Raw genomic sequence first — 16,582 nt, 5'->3', positions numbered from 1 at the left:
GCACCGCGGTGGGGCGGGGCGCCGGGCGCGGGGTCGGGGCGAAATGGCTGCCCTGGGGGCGCGGCGAGGAGTCGTGCACGGTCGTTATTCCTCCGTTGCTATAGCGGCGACGATGGCGTCGCAGAAGGTGATGAGGTCGCGGGGGTCAAGCTCAAGCTGCAGGCCACGACGACCGCCTGAGATCATGATCGTCTCATAGCGCTCGCATGCCGCGTCAATGACGACGGGCATGGGCCGCTTCATCCCCACCGGGGAGCAGCCGCCGCGCACGTAGCCCGTGACCGGGAGCAGCTCAGAGAGATGCAGCATGGAGAGGGATTTCACGCCGAAGGCGCGGGCCGCGGCCTTGAGGTCGAGCTCGCGGTCGACGGGGACGCAGCAGGCCGCGTGGCTGCCGTCAGGGGCCGTGGTGACCAGCGTCTTGAACACCTGGCCGGGGGTCTCCCCCAGCTGCGCGGCCACATGGAGCCCCGATAGATCCGACTCGTCCACCTCGTAGGTGTGCAGGATGAAGGACACGCCCGCGCGCTCGAGCTCGCGCATCGCGTTCGTTTTCTTCAATCCCTTGGCCATGCTCGCATCCATCCGACGGCGCTTATGAGGCAGGGCGCCGTGGTCACCCTTGCCGGTGGCCGGACCATGCTGGGGCGGCAGATGGCCGGGCGCATGGGAACATCTTAGCTCATGCCGCCAAGGCCACATGCACCCTCCATCTGCCGTGAGAACGGAAGCGGCCCCTCGGCGCCGAGTCGCACCGAGGGGCCGCTTAGGCATCGCCCTGCCGGGAAATGGGTTCAAAACCTACTCGCAGTGGCGATCTCTGGCAGATTCAACCGATACCGACGAGTAACGTGCGTTTTCCCACGCATACGCGCGCGGAGGCACCACTCCGCTGGAGTCGTTTACGCGTCGAGCGCCTTGAAGGCCTGGTCGAGGTCCCAGATGATGTCGTCGGCATCCTCAGTACCGATGGAGAGGCGAATCGTCGAGGGGGTGATGCCCTGGTCGGCGAGCTCGGCTTCGGTGAGCTGCGAATGGGTGGTCGTGGCCGGGTGGATCACCAGGCTCTTGACGTCGGCCACGTTCGCGAGCAGCGAGAAGACCTGCAGATGGTCGATGAACTTCCAGGCTGCCTCCTGGCCGCCCTTGATCTCGAAGGTGAAGATCGAGGCGCCTCCGTTCGGGAAGTAGCGCTGGTAGAGCTCATGATCGGGGTGGTCGGGCAGGCTCGGGTGATTCACCTTCGCCACATAGGGGCTCTCGGCGAGGTAACTGACGACCTTCTTCGTGTTCTCGGCGTGACGATCGAGGCGCAGTGAGAGCGTCTCGAGGCCCTGCAGCAGGATCCAGGCGTTGAACGGCGAGATGCAGGGGCCCTCGTCGCGCAGGAGGATGGCGCGGACGTAGGTGGCGAAGGCGGCCGGACCCACGGCATCCACGAAGGAGACCCCATGGTAGCTCGGGTTGGCGTCGGCGATCAGCGGGTACTTGCCGCTCGCCTTCCAATCGAAGGTGCCGCCGTCGACGATGATGCCGCCGAGGCTCGAGCCGTGGCCGCCGATGAACTTGGTGGCCGAGTGCACGACGATGTTCGCCCCGTGCTCAAGCGGGCGGAAGAGATAGGGCGTGCCGAAGGTGTTGTCCACGACGACCGGCAGGCCGTGCTTGGCCGCGATCTCGGAGATGGCGTCGACGTTCGGGATGTCGGAGTTGGGGTTGCCGAGGGTCTCGAGGTAGATGGCCTTGGTGTTCTCGCGGATGGCACCCTCGACCTCGGCGAGATCGTGCGCGTTCACGAAGGTGGCCTCGANGGGGGCCGCGGGGCAGAACGGGGGGGGGGTGGGCCCGGGGAGGTTGTAGGTGCCGCCGTAGATGGTCTTCGGGGCGACCACATGGTCGCCGGCCTGGGCGAGGGCCTGCAGGGTGAGGGTGATCGCGGCGGCGCCGGAGGCCACCGCCAAACCGGCCACGCCGCCCTCGAGGGCCGCGACGCGATCCTCGAGCACGCCCTGGGTGGAGTTGGTCAGGCGGCCGTAGATGTTGCCGGCGTCCGCCAGGCCGAAACGATCCGCTGCATGCTGCGAGTTGCGGAACACGTAGCTCGTGGTCTGGTAGATGGGGACCGCACGCGCATCGGTGGCGGGATCGGCCGCCTCCTGGCCCACATGGAGCTGGAGGGTGTCGAACTTGAAGGTGTGCTCGGGGTTGTTGGTGAACGTGCTCATGGGTGGCTCCTTTGCCGGTTGTATGGAATGCTGAACGTCGTTGGAGGGGTCTCCCGACCATACCGCATCCACAGGCGAAGAGCCGCGCGATGCTACCGGTGCGCCTCCATGGCGAGGCGTGCCGCGTGGTAAGGCCGAGAGCTCGGCATTCGCATCATGGACATGAGCGTGAACTGCATGGCGGCCTCCTGTTCCGGTTCGCGGTTAAACCCATTTGACTACGGGGAATACCGTATATGACTGCGGATCAGGCGTCAACGGGCGCTCCCACCGTGTTACCGGTAGATTACCGCAGGGTTTCGAAGCGGAAACACAACCGGGCAGATGACCACCTATCAGGCCGGCAGGCCTCCCCCATGAGCAGCGCATTCACCCGCGCGACCTTGACGGGGCCGGTGTGCGAAACAGAGCGCCAACTGGGACAGCCAGATACAGAGAGGCCGCCCCGACCCCTTACGCCGAGAGCGCCTCGGCGACCTTCTTCGCCAGCTTCTTCTCGCTCTTCGCGGATACGAGCTTGCCGTCCACACGCGCGGCGACTCGATCACGCAGCTCGGGATGCTTCTTCAGACAACCGCCGTTGCAGCCCGTCGCTATCTCCGATTTTGCGACGCCCGCCTCGACGAGGGCCTTCGCCTTGATGCCCGAGCACTTCGGGCAGATCTTGACATGCGCTTTTCCCACACGTCCTCCTTGTCCGTATCTGTTATACGGACCTAACTTATAGCATAGGCGCCACGCGCACCTGGTCCCGCACGCGCATATCAAAATCAAACGCACTGCGAGGGCGGCCTGGAGGATCTGCTCTCCCCTGACCACGCCCCACGGGGATACACCACCCCTGGTTCACGCGCACTCGTCAGCAGGTGCGGCGCCCTCATACCCGTACGGCGAAATCATCCTCGGATACGGTGTCGAGGATTCGCGCCTCATCGAGGACCACCCGGTTGCCGAAACGCTGGTAGTACGCGTGCACACGGTCGAGGTGCCCTGCGATATCCGAGGCGGGACCCTGGATCTCCATCGAGACCCGGCCGTCATCGAGGTTTCGCACCCAACCCGAAAGGCCGTGCTTGCGTGCAAGCGCCTGGTTCGTCCACCGGAACCCGACACCCTGGACCGTGCCGGAGAAGAGCAGGGCGCAGCGGACGAGCCGCCCATCGCGCTCGGACAGCTCCGAGCGCAGGCGTTTCTCCTCGGCGCTCAGGTGGAGTCCGGAGCCGGGCTCGCCCATGCCGAACCCGGCTTTGAAGCGATCAAGAAAACCCATGGTCAACCTCCTTGGACACATCCGCGCAAGGCGCGTGATCAAGCCTCAGCCCGCCGCGCCCTCCTCGAAGCCCCGATCGACCTCGCGCGGACCGTGATCGGCCGCGTGGGTGGCGAGCTCGTCGCAGCGCTCGTTCAACGGGTTCCCGGCGTGCCCCTTGACCCAGACGAAACGCACCTCATGCGGCTCCTTGGCCGCGAGGAGCCGGCGCCAGAGGTCGACGTTTTTCACGGGCTTCTTGCCGGCCGTCTTCCAGCCGCGCCGGATCCAGCCCTCGACCCAATGGTCGTTGAAGGCCTTCACCACGTACTGGGAGTCCGAGTGGATACAGACCTCGCAGGGGCGCGTCAGGGCCTCCAGGGCGGCGACGACCCCCAGGATCTCCATCCGGTTGTTGGTCGTGCGCTCGAAGCCTCCGGAGAGCTCGAGCGTATGGCGCTTCCCCGAGGGGGCGACGTAGGTGAGGACCGCCCCGTAGCCGCCGGGTCCCGGATTGCCGCGGGCCGCTCCGTCGGTGTATGCCTCGACCTTCATGGATCTCCTCGTCCGACAGCCTGCAGGAGAGCCCATTCTAGCGCATGCGGGCGCCGGTACCGTATGCGCCGGGCACGGCTACTGGGCGAGGGAGATCACCATGACAGCCGCGATGAGCAACACCAGCGCGGCGATGATGGCCCAGGTGGCCGGCCGGGCGAAGTTCACCGTCCAACCCGCGCCGAAGCGCTTGGGAACCACGACGGCGGGGTCGGCGGCGTTCGCGTAGAAAACGCCCGCATGCCAGAAACGGTCGTCGTCCACCGGGATGCCGGCCTCGGCATCGGGGGAGGCCATGTGCCCCGCAAGCCGCGAGCCGTTCTGCCCGAGGCTGACGAAGATCCACGCGCTGGGAACAAGGGCCACCGCGACGGCAAGGAGGATCAACGCGATCCAGGAGCCAAGCGGGATCATGCCCGCCATCTGCAACGGGATCAGCATGAAGCAGACGTCCAAGAGCGCGCCGGTGGCCAGCAGCACGAGGCTCTGGGCGCGGGCAAACACCGCATACGCCCAGGCGCTCGTCGCAAGCGAACCGGGTACGACAGGGCGCTTCGAGCGCACGATGGCGAGGTGCGCCATGGCCAGAAAGACGCCGAGGAGGAGGACGATCCCGGCCGGCATGAGGGCCGCGAGCGGGCCGCGCTCGACCCATCCGTTGGCCGCCCCCGTCAGGTCGAAGTGGATGGGCACGCGCGCGGGCATCTGCGGCAGGAGCCGCCAGCCGATGATCGCCGCAACGGCGGCTGCCGCAAGGTGCGTGAGCTCCCAGCGGAGCGAGGCGGGACGCGGGAGCTCCCGCTCACCGAGGGCCGCCACCTTCCGTGCGCCCGTCGCACGCCAGCCCTCCGACCTCTTGATCTCCTGCACGCGGCCGCGGTACCGGAGCATGAGGAAGAAGGGCAGCGCCACGGACAGGGTGACGAGGACGATCCCGTACGCGAGGGCGGCCGTCATATCCCATGAGAACACGGCCGGCAACGCCATGGCGGCGCAGATGACGACTATGATGATGAGGACCTGCACCGTGTAGCGGCGTTTGAGACCGTGCAGACGAGGATCGACGACGTTCGCAGCGGGCACCGTCACGGCGAAGCACTCGGTCGCCGGCATGAGCCACGGGGTCATCGCCGCGGTGGCGCCCACCACCGCGATGAGGACCGCGAGGAACATCGACTGCACCATGGAGACGCTCATCGAATATCACCCCTATCAGCCTGGTAGACGTCATCAAGCACCCCGCGCACGGCCCCCTCGAAGTCGCTCCGTTCCCCGCCGGCGGCCTTATGCGCCTGAACGAGCAGCAGGAGGCCGTCCTCGAGACGCTTGCCTGCGGCACCCCGCTCCCCGCCCGCGCGGGACGGGGCGGCGACCTGAGCCCCGGCGCGCCCGCGTATGAGCAGGTAACCCTCATCGCGCAGGACCGCATAGGCCTTGTTGACGGTATGAAGGTTGATGCCGAGGTCCCTGCCGAGGGAGCGCACGCTCGGCAGGCTGTCGCCTGGCTCGAGCTCGCCCGCCGCGATCGCAGCCACGATCTGGTTCCTCAACTGCAGGTACAACGGTGTGCTGTCCGCCTGGTCGATCTCAATAAACACGGCCTCGCCTCCTGGACTCCGCATCGCTCGCCCTGCAGCATGCACGGGATCATTTCTGATATATCTATTATAGTACAGATATAATATAATAGGAAAGATTCAGAATACGCGGAGGAAGGCTCGTATGCCGATCCTTGGTGTCAGCAGCCCCTGCTTCGGCGCCTGCTGCTTCGCGCCGGCTGTCTCGCGCCGGCACCTGCGCCTCACACCGGCACCTGACGCCCACGTCGTCACCTGCTACCCACGCCGTTGGTTCACATGAGCCCGAAAACCTACTTTAGACCGCGCTCCCAGGCAAATCGCCTGTCAAGCCGCTTCGAGAAGACATTTCGGCCCCGTTTTATGCATGCGGTCGCGCCCGGGTTCCCAGCGTGCCGCCGCACCCCGATGCCCAGCGCCCCGGCATCCGGTGCGCCGACCCGCAAGGGCCCGATAGCCTACTTTCGAACGCGCTCCCAGGCGGATCCCCTTTGGGACCGCCTCGAGATGACGTTCTGCTTCCGTCCCATGTGCGTGGCCACGCCTCGGCGCACCGTGCGCCGACCCTCCGATTCGAAATAGTCCGAAAACCTACTTTCGACCGCGTCTCCAGGCAAATTGCCTTCGGAACAGTCTCGAGATGACGTTTTGCCCCCATCTCGCGAACGCAGACGCGCGGCGCCCTCGTTCGCGCGGAGGCGGCCAGATGCAAGTCAGCGAGAGCCGACCGGCCCCAGAGCGCTCCCCTCGCGCGCGAAGGCAGCACCCGTCAGCAGGAGTCTGCCCGCTCCTCACGTCCCTCACGGTCCACGAACATGACGAGAAACGCTGCGAAGAGCAGGGCCGCCGCACCGATGATGGCGTGCAGACCGAAGCGCGACACGCACCAGTTTCCAATCACGGCACCGCAGACGAAGATGAAGATGACGCCGAGGTAGAGCAGGCCGTTCTCCAACGATGAACGGCGATGCGTGCTGGCGTAGTCGTCCACGCTCTGCAGGGCGCTGCGGAGGTTCCCGATGCACATGGTGGTCGCGATGCCGTGCCCATGGATCTTGCGGAAGCTCTCGACCTGCATGCCGCAGGCGAAGGAGGTGAGGCAGTTGGCGAGCAGGTCCTCGGTGCCGGGCAGCAGGCCCACGACGACCAGGATGAGCGCCTCGAGGAGCACCGTCACCTGCCGCCAGTGCAGGAGGTTGTCGAAGCGGCCGCGGACGAGGTCGGCGAGGACGATGCCCACGGCGAACGAGATGACCGGCAGGAGGTAGCGCAGGGAGGAGGCGGGATCACCCTCAGAGAGGTGAACGCCCACGAGCAGGATGTTGCCCGTCTGCGCGTTCGCGAAGACACCGCCGCGCGCGACGTAGGAGTACACGTCCATGAAGCCCCCCGCCAATGCGAGGAGGATCCCCAGCTCTATCGATTCCGACGTCTGCTTCGCGCGCTCCATGTGACCCGTCCGCGTCTCCCATCCCATGTCTCTCGGTCCCCATCCTATCCCAACCCCCTGGGGCTCGCCCGATCTCCGCAAAACGGTCGCGACGGCACGGATATACTTACATGAGCATGTTCGCGGGGCCACCCCGCGATGCCCTGTCCACCGAAAAGGAGCACTATGGCCGAACGCAGCGACTTCTTGCCCGTCTCCCGCGCCGACATGCGCGAGCGCGGCTGGGACGCCTGCGATTTCGTCTACATCTCAGGGGACGCCTACGTCGACCATCCCTCCTTCGGCATGGCCATCATCACGCGCCTGCTCGAGGCCCACGGGTACCGCGTGGGCGTGATCTGCCAGCCCGATTGGCGCGACCCCGCGAGCGTCGCCGCCCTCGGCGAGCCGCAGCTCGGCTTCCTCGTCTCCGCCGGCAACATGGACTCCATGGTGAACCACTACACGGTCACCAAGCACCGGCGCCGCGAGGACGCCTACACGCCGGGCGGCGTCGCCGGAGCGCGGCCCAACCACGCCTGCGCGGTCTACGGCAACCTGATCCGGCGCACCTTCAAGCACGTACCCATCATCATGGGCGGCATCGAGGCGAGCTTGCGGCGCCTCGCCCACTACGACTACTGGCAGGACCGCCTCAAGCGCTCCCTGCTGCTCGATGCCGGCGCCGACCTCATCATCTACGGCATGGGCGAGCACCAGATCGTGGAGATAGCCGATGCCCTCGCCGCAGGCCTCACCATCGACCAGGTCACCTACGTGGCGGGGACCGTCTACCGGACCGGGAACCTCGACGAGGTCTACGACTACGAGCTCCTCCCCTCCTGGGATGAGCTTGAGGCCGACCGCCTCGCCTACGCGCGCAGCTTCAACGTGCAATACCAGAACATGGACCCGATCACCGCGCAGCGGCTTGTCGAGCCCTATCCGAACGGGATCTACGTGGTGCAGAACCCGCCCGCGCTCACCCTGAGCGAGGAGGAGATGGACACGGTCTACGCCCTCCCCTATGCCCGCGCCTGGCATCCCGACTACGATGCGGCAGGCGGCGTCCCGGCCTTCAACGAGGTGCGCTTCTCGCTCGCGAACAACCGCGGCTGCTTCGGTGAGTGCTCGTTCTGCGCGCTCACCTTCCATCAGGGCCGCACCCTGCAGACCAGGAGCCGCGAGAGCATCGTCGCCGAGGCGCGCGAGCTCACGCGAGACCCCGCCTTCAAGGGCTACATCTCCGATGTGGGCGGCCCGACGGCGAACTTCTTCCGTGTGGCCTGCGACAAACAGCTCAAGCACGGCGTGTGCCGGCACAAGCGCTGCCTCTGGCCGAAGGTCTGCAGCCAGATGGTGGTGGACGAGAGCGGCTACACGGCGCTCCTACGCGAGCTGAGGGAGCTCCCCGGGGTGAAGAAGGTCTTCGTGCGCAGCGGCATCCGGTTCGACTACACGATGGCCGACGCCTCGGATGAGTTCCTGGAGGAGCTCGTCGAGCACCACGTGAGCGGCCAGCTCCGCCTTGCGCCCGAGCATGTGAGCGACAACGTCCTCGCCCTGATGGGCAAGCCGGCGCGCTCGGTCTACGACGCCTTCTGCCGGCGATTCGACGAGATCAACCGGCGGCTCGGCCGCGAGCAGTACGTCGTCCCCTACTTGATCTCGTCGCATCCGGGAAGCACGCTCGCCGACGCCGTTGAGCTCGCCGAGGCCGTGCGCGACATGGGCTACATGCCCGAGCAGGTGCAGGACTTCTATCCCACGCCCTCGACCATGGCGACGGCCATGTACTACACGGGTGTCGACCCGCGCACGATGGAGCCCGTCTACACGGCGCGCGATCCGCGCGAGAAGGCCATGCAGCGGGCGCTCATCCAATACCGGAAACCCGAGAACTACCGACTCGTGCGCGAGGCCCTCGAACGGGCGGGCCGCACGGATCTGATCGGCTTCGACAAGCGCTGCCTGATCAGGCCCTTCCCGCCGAAGGGCGCGGATCGTGCAGATCGTGCCGGAGCCTCTGGGCGACCGGGGACCCGCGCGGGCGCGAAACAGGACCGGCAGCGCGGCTCGAACGGCGGCCGCGGCGCGGACCCGAAGCCGCCCCGCTCATCCGGCAAGGGATATCGCGGGCCGTCGGGCAGCGGACCGAGCGGACGCAACCGCGCGGGACAGGGCCGCGAGGGCGCACGTGGCGGGAGAAGAAGCTAGGCCCTAGATCGCCTGCGCGCCGCCGGCATCCGCCTGCGCCCTGCGCCCGGTCACGCGCGCGAACGCGATGATCCCGATCAACAGGGGCACGCATAAGACGGCGAACGCCCCCGCATCACCCAGCGGCGCCAGCAATCCGCTCATGAACTCGACGCCGAACGAGGAGAAGTTCACCACCAGGTGCAGCGCGATGCTGTACCCGAGGTTCCCCGTGCGCCAGTAGACCCAGGAGAGCAGGACCCCCATGGGGAAGGCGTAGGCGCTCTGCACGATGTTCATATGCAGGGCGCCGAAAATGAGTGAGGTGAGCAGGATCGCCGCCACGACGGCCGGCTTGCGCGGGGTGACGCCTTCGGCACCCGTCCGCGCGTTCCAACCCGGGTGCATCGCGCGCATGAGGAACTCGAACAGCACTCCGCGGCAGGCGATCTCCTCCAACACCGGGGCGAGGACCGCCACGGTCAGCGCCGAGAGCACGGAGAGCTCCGTGGTGCCAGCCGCCTCCATGATCTCCGCGTACTCCTCCGCGAGGTCCGGCATGAACGAGAGGATGAAATCAAGCAGGTAGCTCAGGGATATCTGCACGCCAAGCCCGATGGCGACGATGCTCACCGCGACCACGAGCATCTCAGGTGCTTGGAAACGATGGGCGCGAAGGGGTCCAAACGCGCGACGGCGCACATGGAGCCAGACGGGCAGGAACACTGCGAGCGCGAGCAGCTGGCCGAAGATCGAGCCTCTGATCAGGGCATCGGCGGACTCGATGCCCTGACTCGATGAACCCGCCATGATCCCCTCGAGGACCATCGCCAGCACGGCACCCAGGGCAAGCAGGCNCGCGACGCCGCACCTCGTCAGAGCCGCCACGCGCCCCCTGCTTCCGACGGGACGGAGCAGACTGCGCCCGACGGTGGACGCCTGCGGGCAGGCCGTCCTCGCCGTACTTCGCGGCGAGCTTCTTCGCCACGCTGTCGCGGCGGCGCTTCTTCTCCTTCTTGCCCGCCACGTGGTCGCGCGGGACGCGGTGCGGGTCGACGGGAACGGGGTTCGACCCCAGATCGAACTCGGCGAGGTCCTCGGCCGCGAAGAGGTCGGCCGTCTTGCCCATCAGGGCTTCGATATCGTAGAACTCCTCGACGTCCTGCTCGGTCACAAACGTCACCGACCAGCCCTCCTCGCCGGCGCGGCCGGTGCGGCCGATCCGGTGGATGTAGTCGACCGGCTCCTCGGGAACGTCGAAGTTGACGACGTAGCGCACATCGGAGATGTCGATGCCGCGGGCCAGCACATCGGTCGCTACGAGCACGTCTACCCGGCCGTCACGGAAGGCCTTGAGGGCGCGCTCGCGCTGGGCCTGGCTGCGATCCCCGTGGATGGCGGCAGCCGAGAAACCGGCGCGGGAGAGGCGGCGACAGGCGGTGTCGGCACGGCGCTTGGTGCGGCAGAAGACGATGACATGGCCGGCACCAAAGACCTGGAGCACCTGGGCGAGCAGGCCATTCTTCGCCTCGAGCGACACAGGGAGCACGTACTGGTCGACCGTCTCCGCCGTCGAGGTCGCCGGTGCGATCTCGACGCGCGCGGGATCGTGCACGAGATCGGTGATGGAGCCGACCGCCGCCTCGTCAAGGGTGGCGGAGAAGAGCAGGGTCTGACGATCCTGCGGGGTCTGCGCCACGATCTTCCTGACCGTGGGAAGGAAGCCCATGTCGAGCATGCGATCGGCCTCGTCGAGCACCAGGACCTCGACCTCGTCGAGCGAGCAGGCGCCCTGGTTGATGAGGTCCTCGAGCCGTCCCGGTGTGGCCACGAGTACGTCGCAGCCCCGCTTGAGGGCGCTGCGCTGCGGGTTGTAGGAGACGCCGCCCACCACGGTCACCGCCGAGTGGCCCGTACTCGCGGAGATCTGGCGGCAGACCTCGTCGATCTGCTGGGCGAGCTCGCGGGTGGGGGTGATAACGAGCATCAGGGGGCCGCCCCCGACGGAGCGCTTGCCGGCGCGGCCGCGCCGAGCGTGCGGCAGGCGATCGAGGGTCGGGAGCAGGAAGGCAGCCGTCTTACCGGTGCCGGTCTGCGCCGCGGCCAGGATGTCGCGGCCGGCGAGCACCTCGGGGATGGCCGCGGCCTGCACCGGAGTGGGCCGCTCATAGCCCATATCGGCGACGGCCGCGAGCACGGTGTCCCCGAGACCGAGGTCTGCGAAGGCCGGCATATTCTCACGTGCAGATTGTTCAGGTGATGTCATAGGTGCAATCGTTTCCGTTCCACGCGGTGTCCCGGGCAACATCGCGTCGTCCTGGGCCAACCGCAGTTATGAGGGCTGATCTGAGCGCGGTCGCCCGCGCAAGCGAGGATGGCGCCCGCCGCCGAGGCCCCAACTCCTCGACTGCCCACCATGCATCATGCACAGCGTGGGCACCTACCTGCAAAGAAGTATAGGCAACCAGCTGCGAGCTGCGCAGACGCAGCGAGATTCACACGCAGGCCCCATATTCGGATCGCATGTCGAGCCCCGCGTCAAACAGCCCGCGCTTCAGCGCCTGATGCTCCGCGCCGCCGGCTGGTGCTTCGGTGTCCGTTTCCCCGTGCGACCGGCTCACAGGGGGCCGGAAACCTACTTTCGACGGTGCTTTGATGCAGGTCGTCTCTGGGAGCGCCTCGAGATGATGTTTTGCTCCGACCTCATGCGCTCGATCGCGTCCTGAATCACCACGCGACGGCCCGATGGTTCAAATGGACCCGAAAACCTACTTTCGACGACGCTCTCATGCAAATCGACTCTGTAACCGGTTCTAGATGACGTTTTACCCCTGCCGCGCGTATCGGCCACGTCCTGGTATCCGACGCGCGGCAATGAACGGAGAACAGCGGCGGACGCGGGCCGCCCGGCCGCCGATCTCGACCTGCCCGCGCCCGCCTTACCTCACCCAAGCACAGACCGCAGGGCACGAACCGCGAGCTCGTGATCCTCTCCGTGGTGCAGGCCGCTGATCGTCAGCACGGCCACGAGCTCGCCCGAAGCGGTTCGCACCGGGAACCCGCCCCCTGTGGCCGGATCCGCGGGGTCGGCCCACAGGCCCGCGTGCCCGCTCGAGCGGACAGCGTCGCGCTTCGCCTCCAGGAACCGCACGTTGCGTGGGGCCTTGTCGTCCATCGCCCACATGAACATGACCATGCCATCGGACTCGCGGTAGATGGCGATTGACACACCGCGCTCGTAGCCGGGAGCGAGGGCCGCCACCGCGCAACCGAGCTCAAGCGCCTCGGCGGCGGCGAACGCCCCGGGATAGGTCAGCGCCCGCTCCTCCGCCTCGATCTCCTCGCGTGACGCCATCAGCCCATCCCCACCATGCCCGCCTCGAGGATGCGCAGCTGCATGCATGTCTCGGCAGCCTGCACCAGCTGCGGCTCACCGTGGGCGACCGTCTCATACAGGGCGTCGTAGAACTGCGCATATGAGCTCCGCACGCTCGGAACGCGCTCCTCGCGCATCGCGCCGTCCTCGTCAACGTAGCGCAGGACGCCGTGCTGCTCGATCGAGTCCAGACCGAAGTCCTCATGCCCCGCCGGCAGGTAGAAGTGCTTCAGATCGCGCTCCTGCTGGTCCTTCTCCATCTTGATGTAGGAGCCGCGGTCTCCATAGAGCGCGAAGCTCGGCCGCTGCGTCGCCATCGCGTAGTTCGCGTGCGCCGTGACCTTGAGTCCGATCCCGTCATAGTACAGGTCGTAGTCGAAGTAATCGACCGCGGTGCCAGGACCGTTCATCTGGCGGGTCTCGGCATGGAAGCGATCAGGCGCTCCGAACCAGGCGATGAGATGGTCGAGGCAGTGCGTTGCATGTCCGAACGCCGCGTTCTCGATGGCGTCGAACCCCCTGCCGTCCATCATGTGGGGCCGGAAGTAGTCGTAGCTCGTGACAACCTCGAACACGCGTCCCAGCTTGCCCGAGGCGAGCACTTGGCGCGCCGTGAGGTAGTCGGAGTCGAATCGGCGGTTCTGGTAGCACTGCACGGTCACGCCCTGACTCTCGGCTAAGTCGAAGAGCTCCGCCGCCTGAGCCTCGGTGGCAGAGAACGGCTTGTCGACGACCACATGCTTCCCCGCCTCAAGGGCCTGCTTTGCCAGGCTGTAATGCGTGGCACCGGGCGTGCACACCTCGACGATATCTATGGCCGGATCGCCCAAAACAGCATCGATGTCCTCGACATATGAGACCCCCGGAACCGCGTCCCAGATCTCATGTTGGATATGGGGGGCAAAAACCGCTGCGACGCAGAACTTCTCGGGACGCGTCAGCACGAATGGGATATGGTACCGATTTGCGCTCTTTCCGTTTCCAAGATATGCGATGTTCAACACACGTTCGCTCATATGGATCACTCCCTTTTTGAACTGATGATCAGATGATACGTTGGACGGACCGTTGTGTACTGAGGACCGCCCGCTGGTCGCTATGCCTGTGCGGCACCCTCGCAAGCTGCTCGCGAGTGAACCCGAAAAGGTAGGTCACGACGGCGCTCACGACAAACCCCGCCGCCCCGGCAACCGCGGCCCAGATGACGCTGGAGCCTCCAGCCGGATCGACGAACAGAAGCAAGGGATGACCTGGATGGTTTTGAACAGGCCGGCGACCATGATGACCGGTATCATCGGGATGATGGAGCCCGACAGATAGTCGAGGACCTTCGAGACGACGGTCTTGAGATCAGGGGCCACGGCCGAATCGAGGTTCTCGTCAATCGCCTTCCCTTCGTCGATCCCTGCGACCCGACAGACCTCCCGATATACATCGGGGACATTCTGGCCGATGATGACCTGGTACTGTCCTCCCCGGCGCTGAACCCCCAGCACGCCCTCGACCGCATTGACGGCGGTGTCGTCGACGATATCCTCATCGCGCAGATTGAAGTGCAAACGCGTCATGCAGTGCAGGACGTGCTTGACGTTCCCCGTTCCCCCACCGCCGTGAGCACGTCGGCAGCGATTTGCTCATTTGTCGCCATAGTGAATCCCATCTCTTGAGATCTTGTCCGGCGTACCGACCGCGCGCATACGGCATACCGTTCTACGGCCATAACCCTACGAAATGGCGTCGCATCGCCATGCCGACGAGAACCAAATGGAATGTTACGTCCCAAAGCTCGGACGTATCATCAGGTATGGGTGAACCTGCGGTCTAACCAAGGTCCGTGAACGGTCAGCAGTTGCCGAGCATGCGCATTCGGAGGCCTCACGCCTCACCAAGCGCATCGAGCATGACCTTGAGCTCGTCAATCGAATCCTTGTGGGCGGCATTCGCCTCGTAGTCAAGAGCGTAGACGGCTCCGTACAGGCAGTTCAACAGATACCTGATGCACATCTGGGAGTAGAAGGTCGCCATGCTCCCATGCACCATCTCACGCGCCGGGAACCAGAGCCCGCAGGTCATCCCAAATGGCATAGGCGCGGAGGACGGCCAGATCATCGGGCAGCCGCGCTCCTGGAGCAGCTGTATCGACCGGTGCATGGCCGAGTTGTTGACGATGCTGCCACCGTAGGTCACGAAGAACGCCGCATCGCCCGGCATCGCGGCGCTCACACTCGCAAACGTGTCACCATACTCATCGGCGATGATGCCGTGGATGCCAAGCTTGAGGAGCATGTTCGCGAACGCCATCGCGCTGATGCGCGAATCACCGGTTCCGAACAGATACACGTGACGCGCCCGGCGGATCACGCGGGCGGCGCGGTCGACGGCATGGGAGTCGACCGATGCGATACTCGCATCGACCGCCTCCTTTAAAACGATTGCAAGGCCGTTCATGATGGCCGCGGTGCTCTCGCCGCGCTCAAACGGCCGATCGACATCCACATCTGAGCGGGCCGAGCGCGTTCGCTCAAGATCGGCGGCGAGCTCGATGCGAAACTCCCGGTACCCCGCCACACCGAGCTTGCGGCACAGGCGGATGATGGATGCGTTCGAGGAGTACGCCTGCTCAGCGAGGCAGGTTATGCTCATATGAACCACCTCGTTGACATGGTCCAGAATGAACCCCGCGAGCATGCGCTCCGACTCGGTGAAGCCCTCTTTGCGCTCAAGGTTGCTGAGGATAGCCATCGCGCCTCCTAACCTCACCATCATACCGTGAAGCACTGAGGCTCATGGGCATCGCCGGAGCAGCGGGCGGCGCGCAGCATGAGCCCGCCCGCATGCCCCTGTCGTCTGCGGCCCGGGCGCGCGAATCAGCGTCCCTGTTCGTCAGCCGCGAAGACCACACCGACCTGCATGCGCAGCTCGGTCATGAGGCGGGACACCGCGAGGCTGTGGTCGAGCAGCTCGTAGCACGCGGGAAGATCTCCGCCCGCCATCTGAGCCGCGAACACGCGGAACTCGCTCTCCCACTGCAGATCAGGGCCGACATCGAACCGCTCCTCCGTGCCGTCGTTCAGGTGCAGCAGGATCTCACCACACCGATTCGCAGGTGTCTCCTGCTGCAGGTAACCCTTCGTCCCCTGAATCACCGCGCCCACGGGTGCGGCGCAGTTCTTCGCCGCGATCGACACCGCCTGAAACGTCCCATAGTCCAAGGTAACGATCCCCGAGGTGTCGATTCCCCGCTCGATGTTCGCCCGGTATGCCACCCGCTCAGGCGTCCCGAAAAGACCCAGGAGGTAATGCAGGTTGTAGAGGCCGAGGTCCATGAGGGCACCGCCCGACTTCGCCGGATCAAACGCAGGCAGCGTCTCACCCCGCCGGAAGGCGTCGTACCGGCTTGAGTACTGGCTGTAGTTCACGCTGGCGACCTTGATATCACCGATGAGCCCGAGGAGCTCGCGGACCTTCGCGAAGTTGGGGAGGTGGAGGGTTGTGATCGCCTCGAAGAGGAACAGGCCGCGCTCGCGGGCGCATGCTGCCAGCTCCTCCGCCTCGCGCACGTTGCTGCACAGGGGCTTCTCCACGATCGCATGCTTGCCAGCCTGCAGGGCCTGCATCGTGAACCTGAAATGCAGCGCATTCGGAACCGCGATGTACACGGTGCCGACATCGCCATCGCGGAGCATCTCGTCGTAGTCCGTGAACTCCCCTGCTGCCCCTGCGGCGGCAGCGAGCTCGCGAATCTGCTCCTCCGTGCCGGGGATGCCGCAGATCGCCGCAACCGGGCACCCCCATGCCGTCAGATGCGGGACGACGAGCTGTGCGATCATACCTGTGCCTACAACGCCGATCTTCATGCTTGCCCTGCCTTTCTCGACTGATACCTCGCTGCAAGTCTATCCATGCGTGTAAGCGCTCAATGCCTCCCGCCCCGCCTTGGAAAATGAGGTTCGAGACTCCATGGAGCATGAGGTG

General features: G+C 65.9%; 15 protein-coding genes and 1 pseudogene. 1 reads left to right on the top strand and 15 read right to left on the bottom strand.

The features are described 5' to 3' along the window. Window positions 1-84: 84 nt before the first annotated feature. From ybaK to CAP13_RS06215, 8 genes are all read right to left on the bottom strand, one after another. The gene (gene ybaK, locus CAP13_RS06250; protein ID WP_085830779.1) at window positions 85-573 is read right to left on the bottom strand and encodes a Cys-tRNA(Pro) deacylase; all 489 of its coding nucleotides are present in this window, start codon (window positions 571-573) and stop codon (window positions 85-87) included. A 329-nt stretch (window positions 574-902) separates the two neighbouring features. Continuing rightward, complete coding sequence (locus tag CAP13_RS06245) at window positions 903-2,225, bottom strand: O-acetylhomoserine aminocarboxypropyltransferase/cysteine synthase family protein (RefSeq protein ID WP_085830702.1); 1,323 nt, start codon at window positions 2,223-2,225, stop codon at window positions 903-905. A 453-nt stretch (window positions 2,226-2,678) separates the two neighbouring features. Continuing rightward, the gene (locus CAP13_RS06240) at window positions 2,679-2,909 is read right to left on the bottom strand and encodes a hypothetical protein (protein WP_085830701.1); all 231 of its coding nucleotides are present in this window, start codon (window positions 2,907-2,909) and stop codon (window positions 2,679-2,681) included. 193 nt (window positions 2,910-3,102) lie between these two features. Continuing rightward, window positions 3,103-3,495, bottom strand: coding sequence for an acylphosphatase (locus CAP13_RS06235; RefSeq protein WP_245798927.1), 393 nt, complete (start codon window positions 3,493-3,495; stop codon window positions 3,103-3,105). Between the two features lie 45 nt (window positions 3,496-3,540). After that, window positions 3,541-4,029: a ribonuclease HI gene (gene rnhA, locus CAP13_RS06230; RefSeq protein WP_085830700.1), complete on the bottom strand. Its 489-nt coding sequence runs from the start codon at window positions 4,027-4,029 to the stop codon at window positions 3,541-3,543. Between the two features lie 78 nt (window positions 4,030-4,107). Continuing rightward, window positions 4,108-5,226: a DUF1648 domain-containing protein gene (locus CAP13_RS06225; protein WP_085830699.1), complete on the bottom strand. Its 1,119-nt coding sequence runs from the start codon at window positions 5,224-5,226 to the stop codon at window positions 4,108-4,110. Then, complete coding sequence (locus tag CAP13_RS06220; RefSeq protein WP_085830698.1) at window positions 5,223-5,627, bottom strand: GntR family transcriptional regulator; 405 nt, start codon at window positions 5,625-5,627, stop codon at window positions 5,223-5,225. Before CAP13_RS06220 ends, CAP13_RS06225 begins: the two co-directional genes overlap by 4 nt. Window positions 5,628-6,375: 748 nt before the next feature. After that, window positions 6,376-7,056 carry a YoaK family protein gene (locus CAP13_RS06215; RefSeq protein ID WP_085830777.1) on the bottom strand — a complete coding sequence of 227 codons (681 nt, stop codon included), beginning with the start codon at window positions 7,054-7,056 and terminating at the stop codon, window positions 6,376-6,378. Window positions 7,057-7,221: 165 nt separating this feature from the next. Between CAP13_RS06215 and CAP13_RS06210 the strand changes: the two genes are divergently transcribed. Then, window positions 7,222-9,252, top strand: coding sequence for a YgiQ family radical SAM protein (locus tag CAP13_RS06210; protein WP_085830697.1), 2,031 nt, complete (start codon window positions 7,222-7,224; stop codon window positions 9,250-9,252). Between the two features lie 3 nt (window positions 9,253-9,255). Here CAP13_RS06210 and CAP13_RS06205 read toward each other — a convergent pair whose 3' ends face one another. From CAP13_RS06205 to CAP13_RS06175, 7 genes and pseudogenes are all read right to left on the bottom strand, one after another. Continuing rightward, window positions 9,256-9,879, bottom strand: a complete 624-nt coding sequence (locus CAP13_RS06205; protein WP_179184962.1) for a CPBP family intramembrane glutamic endopeptidase — start codon at window positions 9,877-9,879, stop codon at window positions 9,256-9,258. Between the two features lies 1 nt (window position 9,880). Then, the gene (locus tag CAP13_RS06200) at window positions 9,881-11,407 is read right to left on the bottom strand and encodes a DEAD/DEAH box helicase (protein ID WP_425429841.1); all 1,527 of its coding nucleotides are present in this window, start codon (window positions 11,405-11,407) and stop codon (window positions 9,881-9,883) included. Between the two features lie 768 nt (window positions 11,408-12,175). Continuing rightward, window positions 12,176-12,586 (bottom strand): heme-binding protein, encoded by a 411-nt coding sequence (locus tag CAP13_RS06195; RefSeq protein WP_179184961.1) that lies wholly within the window; start codon window positions 12,584-12,586, stop codon window positions 12,176-12,178. Next, window positions 12,586-13,623, bottom strand: a complete 1,038-nt coding sequence (locus CAP13_RS06190; protein WP_085830693.1) for a Gfo/Idh/MocA family oxidoreductase — start codon at window positions 13,621-13,623, stop codon at window positions 12,586-12,588. Before CAP13_RS06190 ends, CAP13_RS06195 begins: the two co-directional genes overlap by 1 nt. Before the next feature lie 147 nt (window positions 13,624-13,770). Next, window positions 13,771-14,199, bottom strand: a pseudogene (locus CAP13_RS06185) (PTS transporter subunit EIIB); the annotation flags it as partial. 283 nt (window positions 14,200-14,482) lie between these two features. After that, on the bottom strand, window positions 14,483-15,349 hold the full coding sequence (locus CAP13_RS06180; RefSeq protein ID WP_179184960.1) for a MurR/RpiR family transcriptional regulator: 867 nt from the start codon (window positions 15,347-15,349) through the stop codon (window positions 14,483-14,485). Window positions 15,350-15,474: 125 nt separating this feature from the next. Further along, window positions 15,475-16,464: a Gfo/Idh/MocA family protein gene (locus CAP13_RS06175; RefSeq protein WP_085830690.1), complete on the bottom strand. Its 990-nt coding sequence runs from the start codon at window positions 16,462-16,464 to the stop codon at window positions 15,475-15,477. Window positions 16,465-16,582 lie beyond the last annotated feature (118 nt).

Origin of the sequence: Collinsella vaginalis, from assembly GCF_900176655.1 — a bacterium.
Classification (GTDB): Bacteria; Actinomycetota; Coriobacteriia; order Coriobacteriales; family Coriobacteriaceae; genus Collinsella; species Collinsella vaginalis.
This window is presented reverse-complemented; position numbering and strand designations above follow the sequence as displayed.

Bases quoted from the DNA above. Each gene is read 5' to 3' on its own strand.
- ybaK (WP_085830779.1), bottom strand. From the start codon at position 573: ATGGCCAAGGGATTGAAGAAAACGAACGCGATGCGCGAGCTCGAGCGC.
- CAP13_RS06235 (WP_245798927.1), bottom strand. From the start codon at position 3,495: ATGGGTTTTCTTGATCGCTTCAAAGCCGGGTTCGGCATGGGCGAGCCC.
- rnhA (WP_085830700.1), bottom strand. From the start codon at position 4,029: ATGAAGGTCGAGGCATACACCGACGGAGCGGCCCGCGGCAATCCGGGA.
- CAP13_RS06225 (WP_085830699.1), bottom strand. From the start codon at position 5,226: ATGAGCGTCTCCATGGTGCAGTCGATGTTCCTCGCGGTCCTCATCGCG.
- CAP13_RS06215 (WP_085830777.1), bottom strand. From the start codon at position 7,056: ATGGAGCGCGCGAAGCAGACGTCGGAATCGATAGAGCTGGGGATCCTC.
- CAP13_RS06210 (WP_085830697.1), top strand. From the start codon at position 7,222: ATGGCCGAACGCAGCGACTTCTTGCCCGTCTCCCGCGCCGACATGCGC.
- CAP13_RS06205 (WP_179184962.1), bottom strand. From the start codon at position 9,879: ATGCTCGTGGTCGCGGTGAGCATCGTCGCCATCGGGCTTGGCGTGCAG.
- CAP13_RS06195 (WP_179184961.1), bottom strand. From the start codon at position 12,586: ATGGCGTCACGCGAGGAGATCGAGGCGGAGGAGCGGGCGCTGACCTAT.
- CAP13_RS06190 (WP_085830693.1), bottom strand. From the start codon at position 13,623: ATGAGCGAACGTGTGTTGAACATCGCATATCTTGGAAACGGAAAGAGC.
- CAP13_RS06180 (WP_179184960.1), bottom strand. From the start codon at position 15,349: ATGGCTATCCTCAGCAACCTTGAGCGCAAAGAGGGCTTCACCGAGTCG.
- CAP13_RS06175 (WP_085830690.1), bottom strand. From the start codon at position 16,464: ATGAAGATCGGCGTTGTAGGCACAGGTATGATCGCACAGCTCGTCGTC.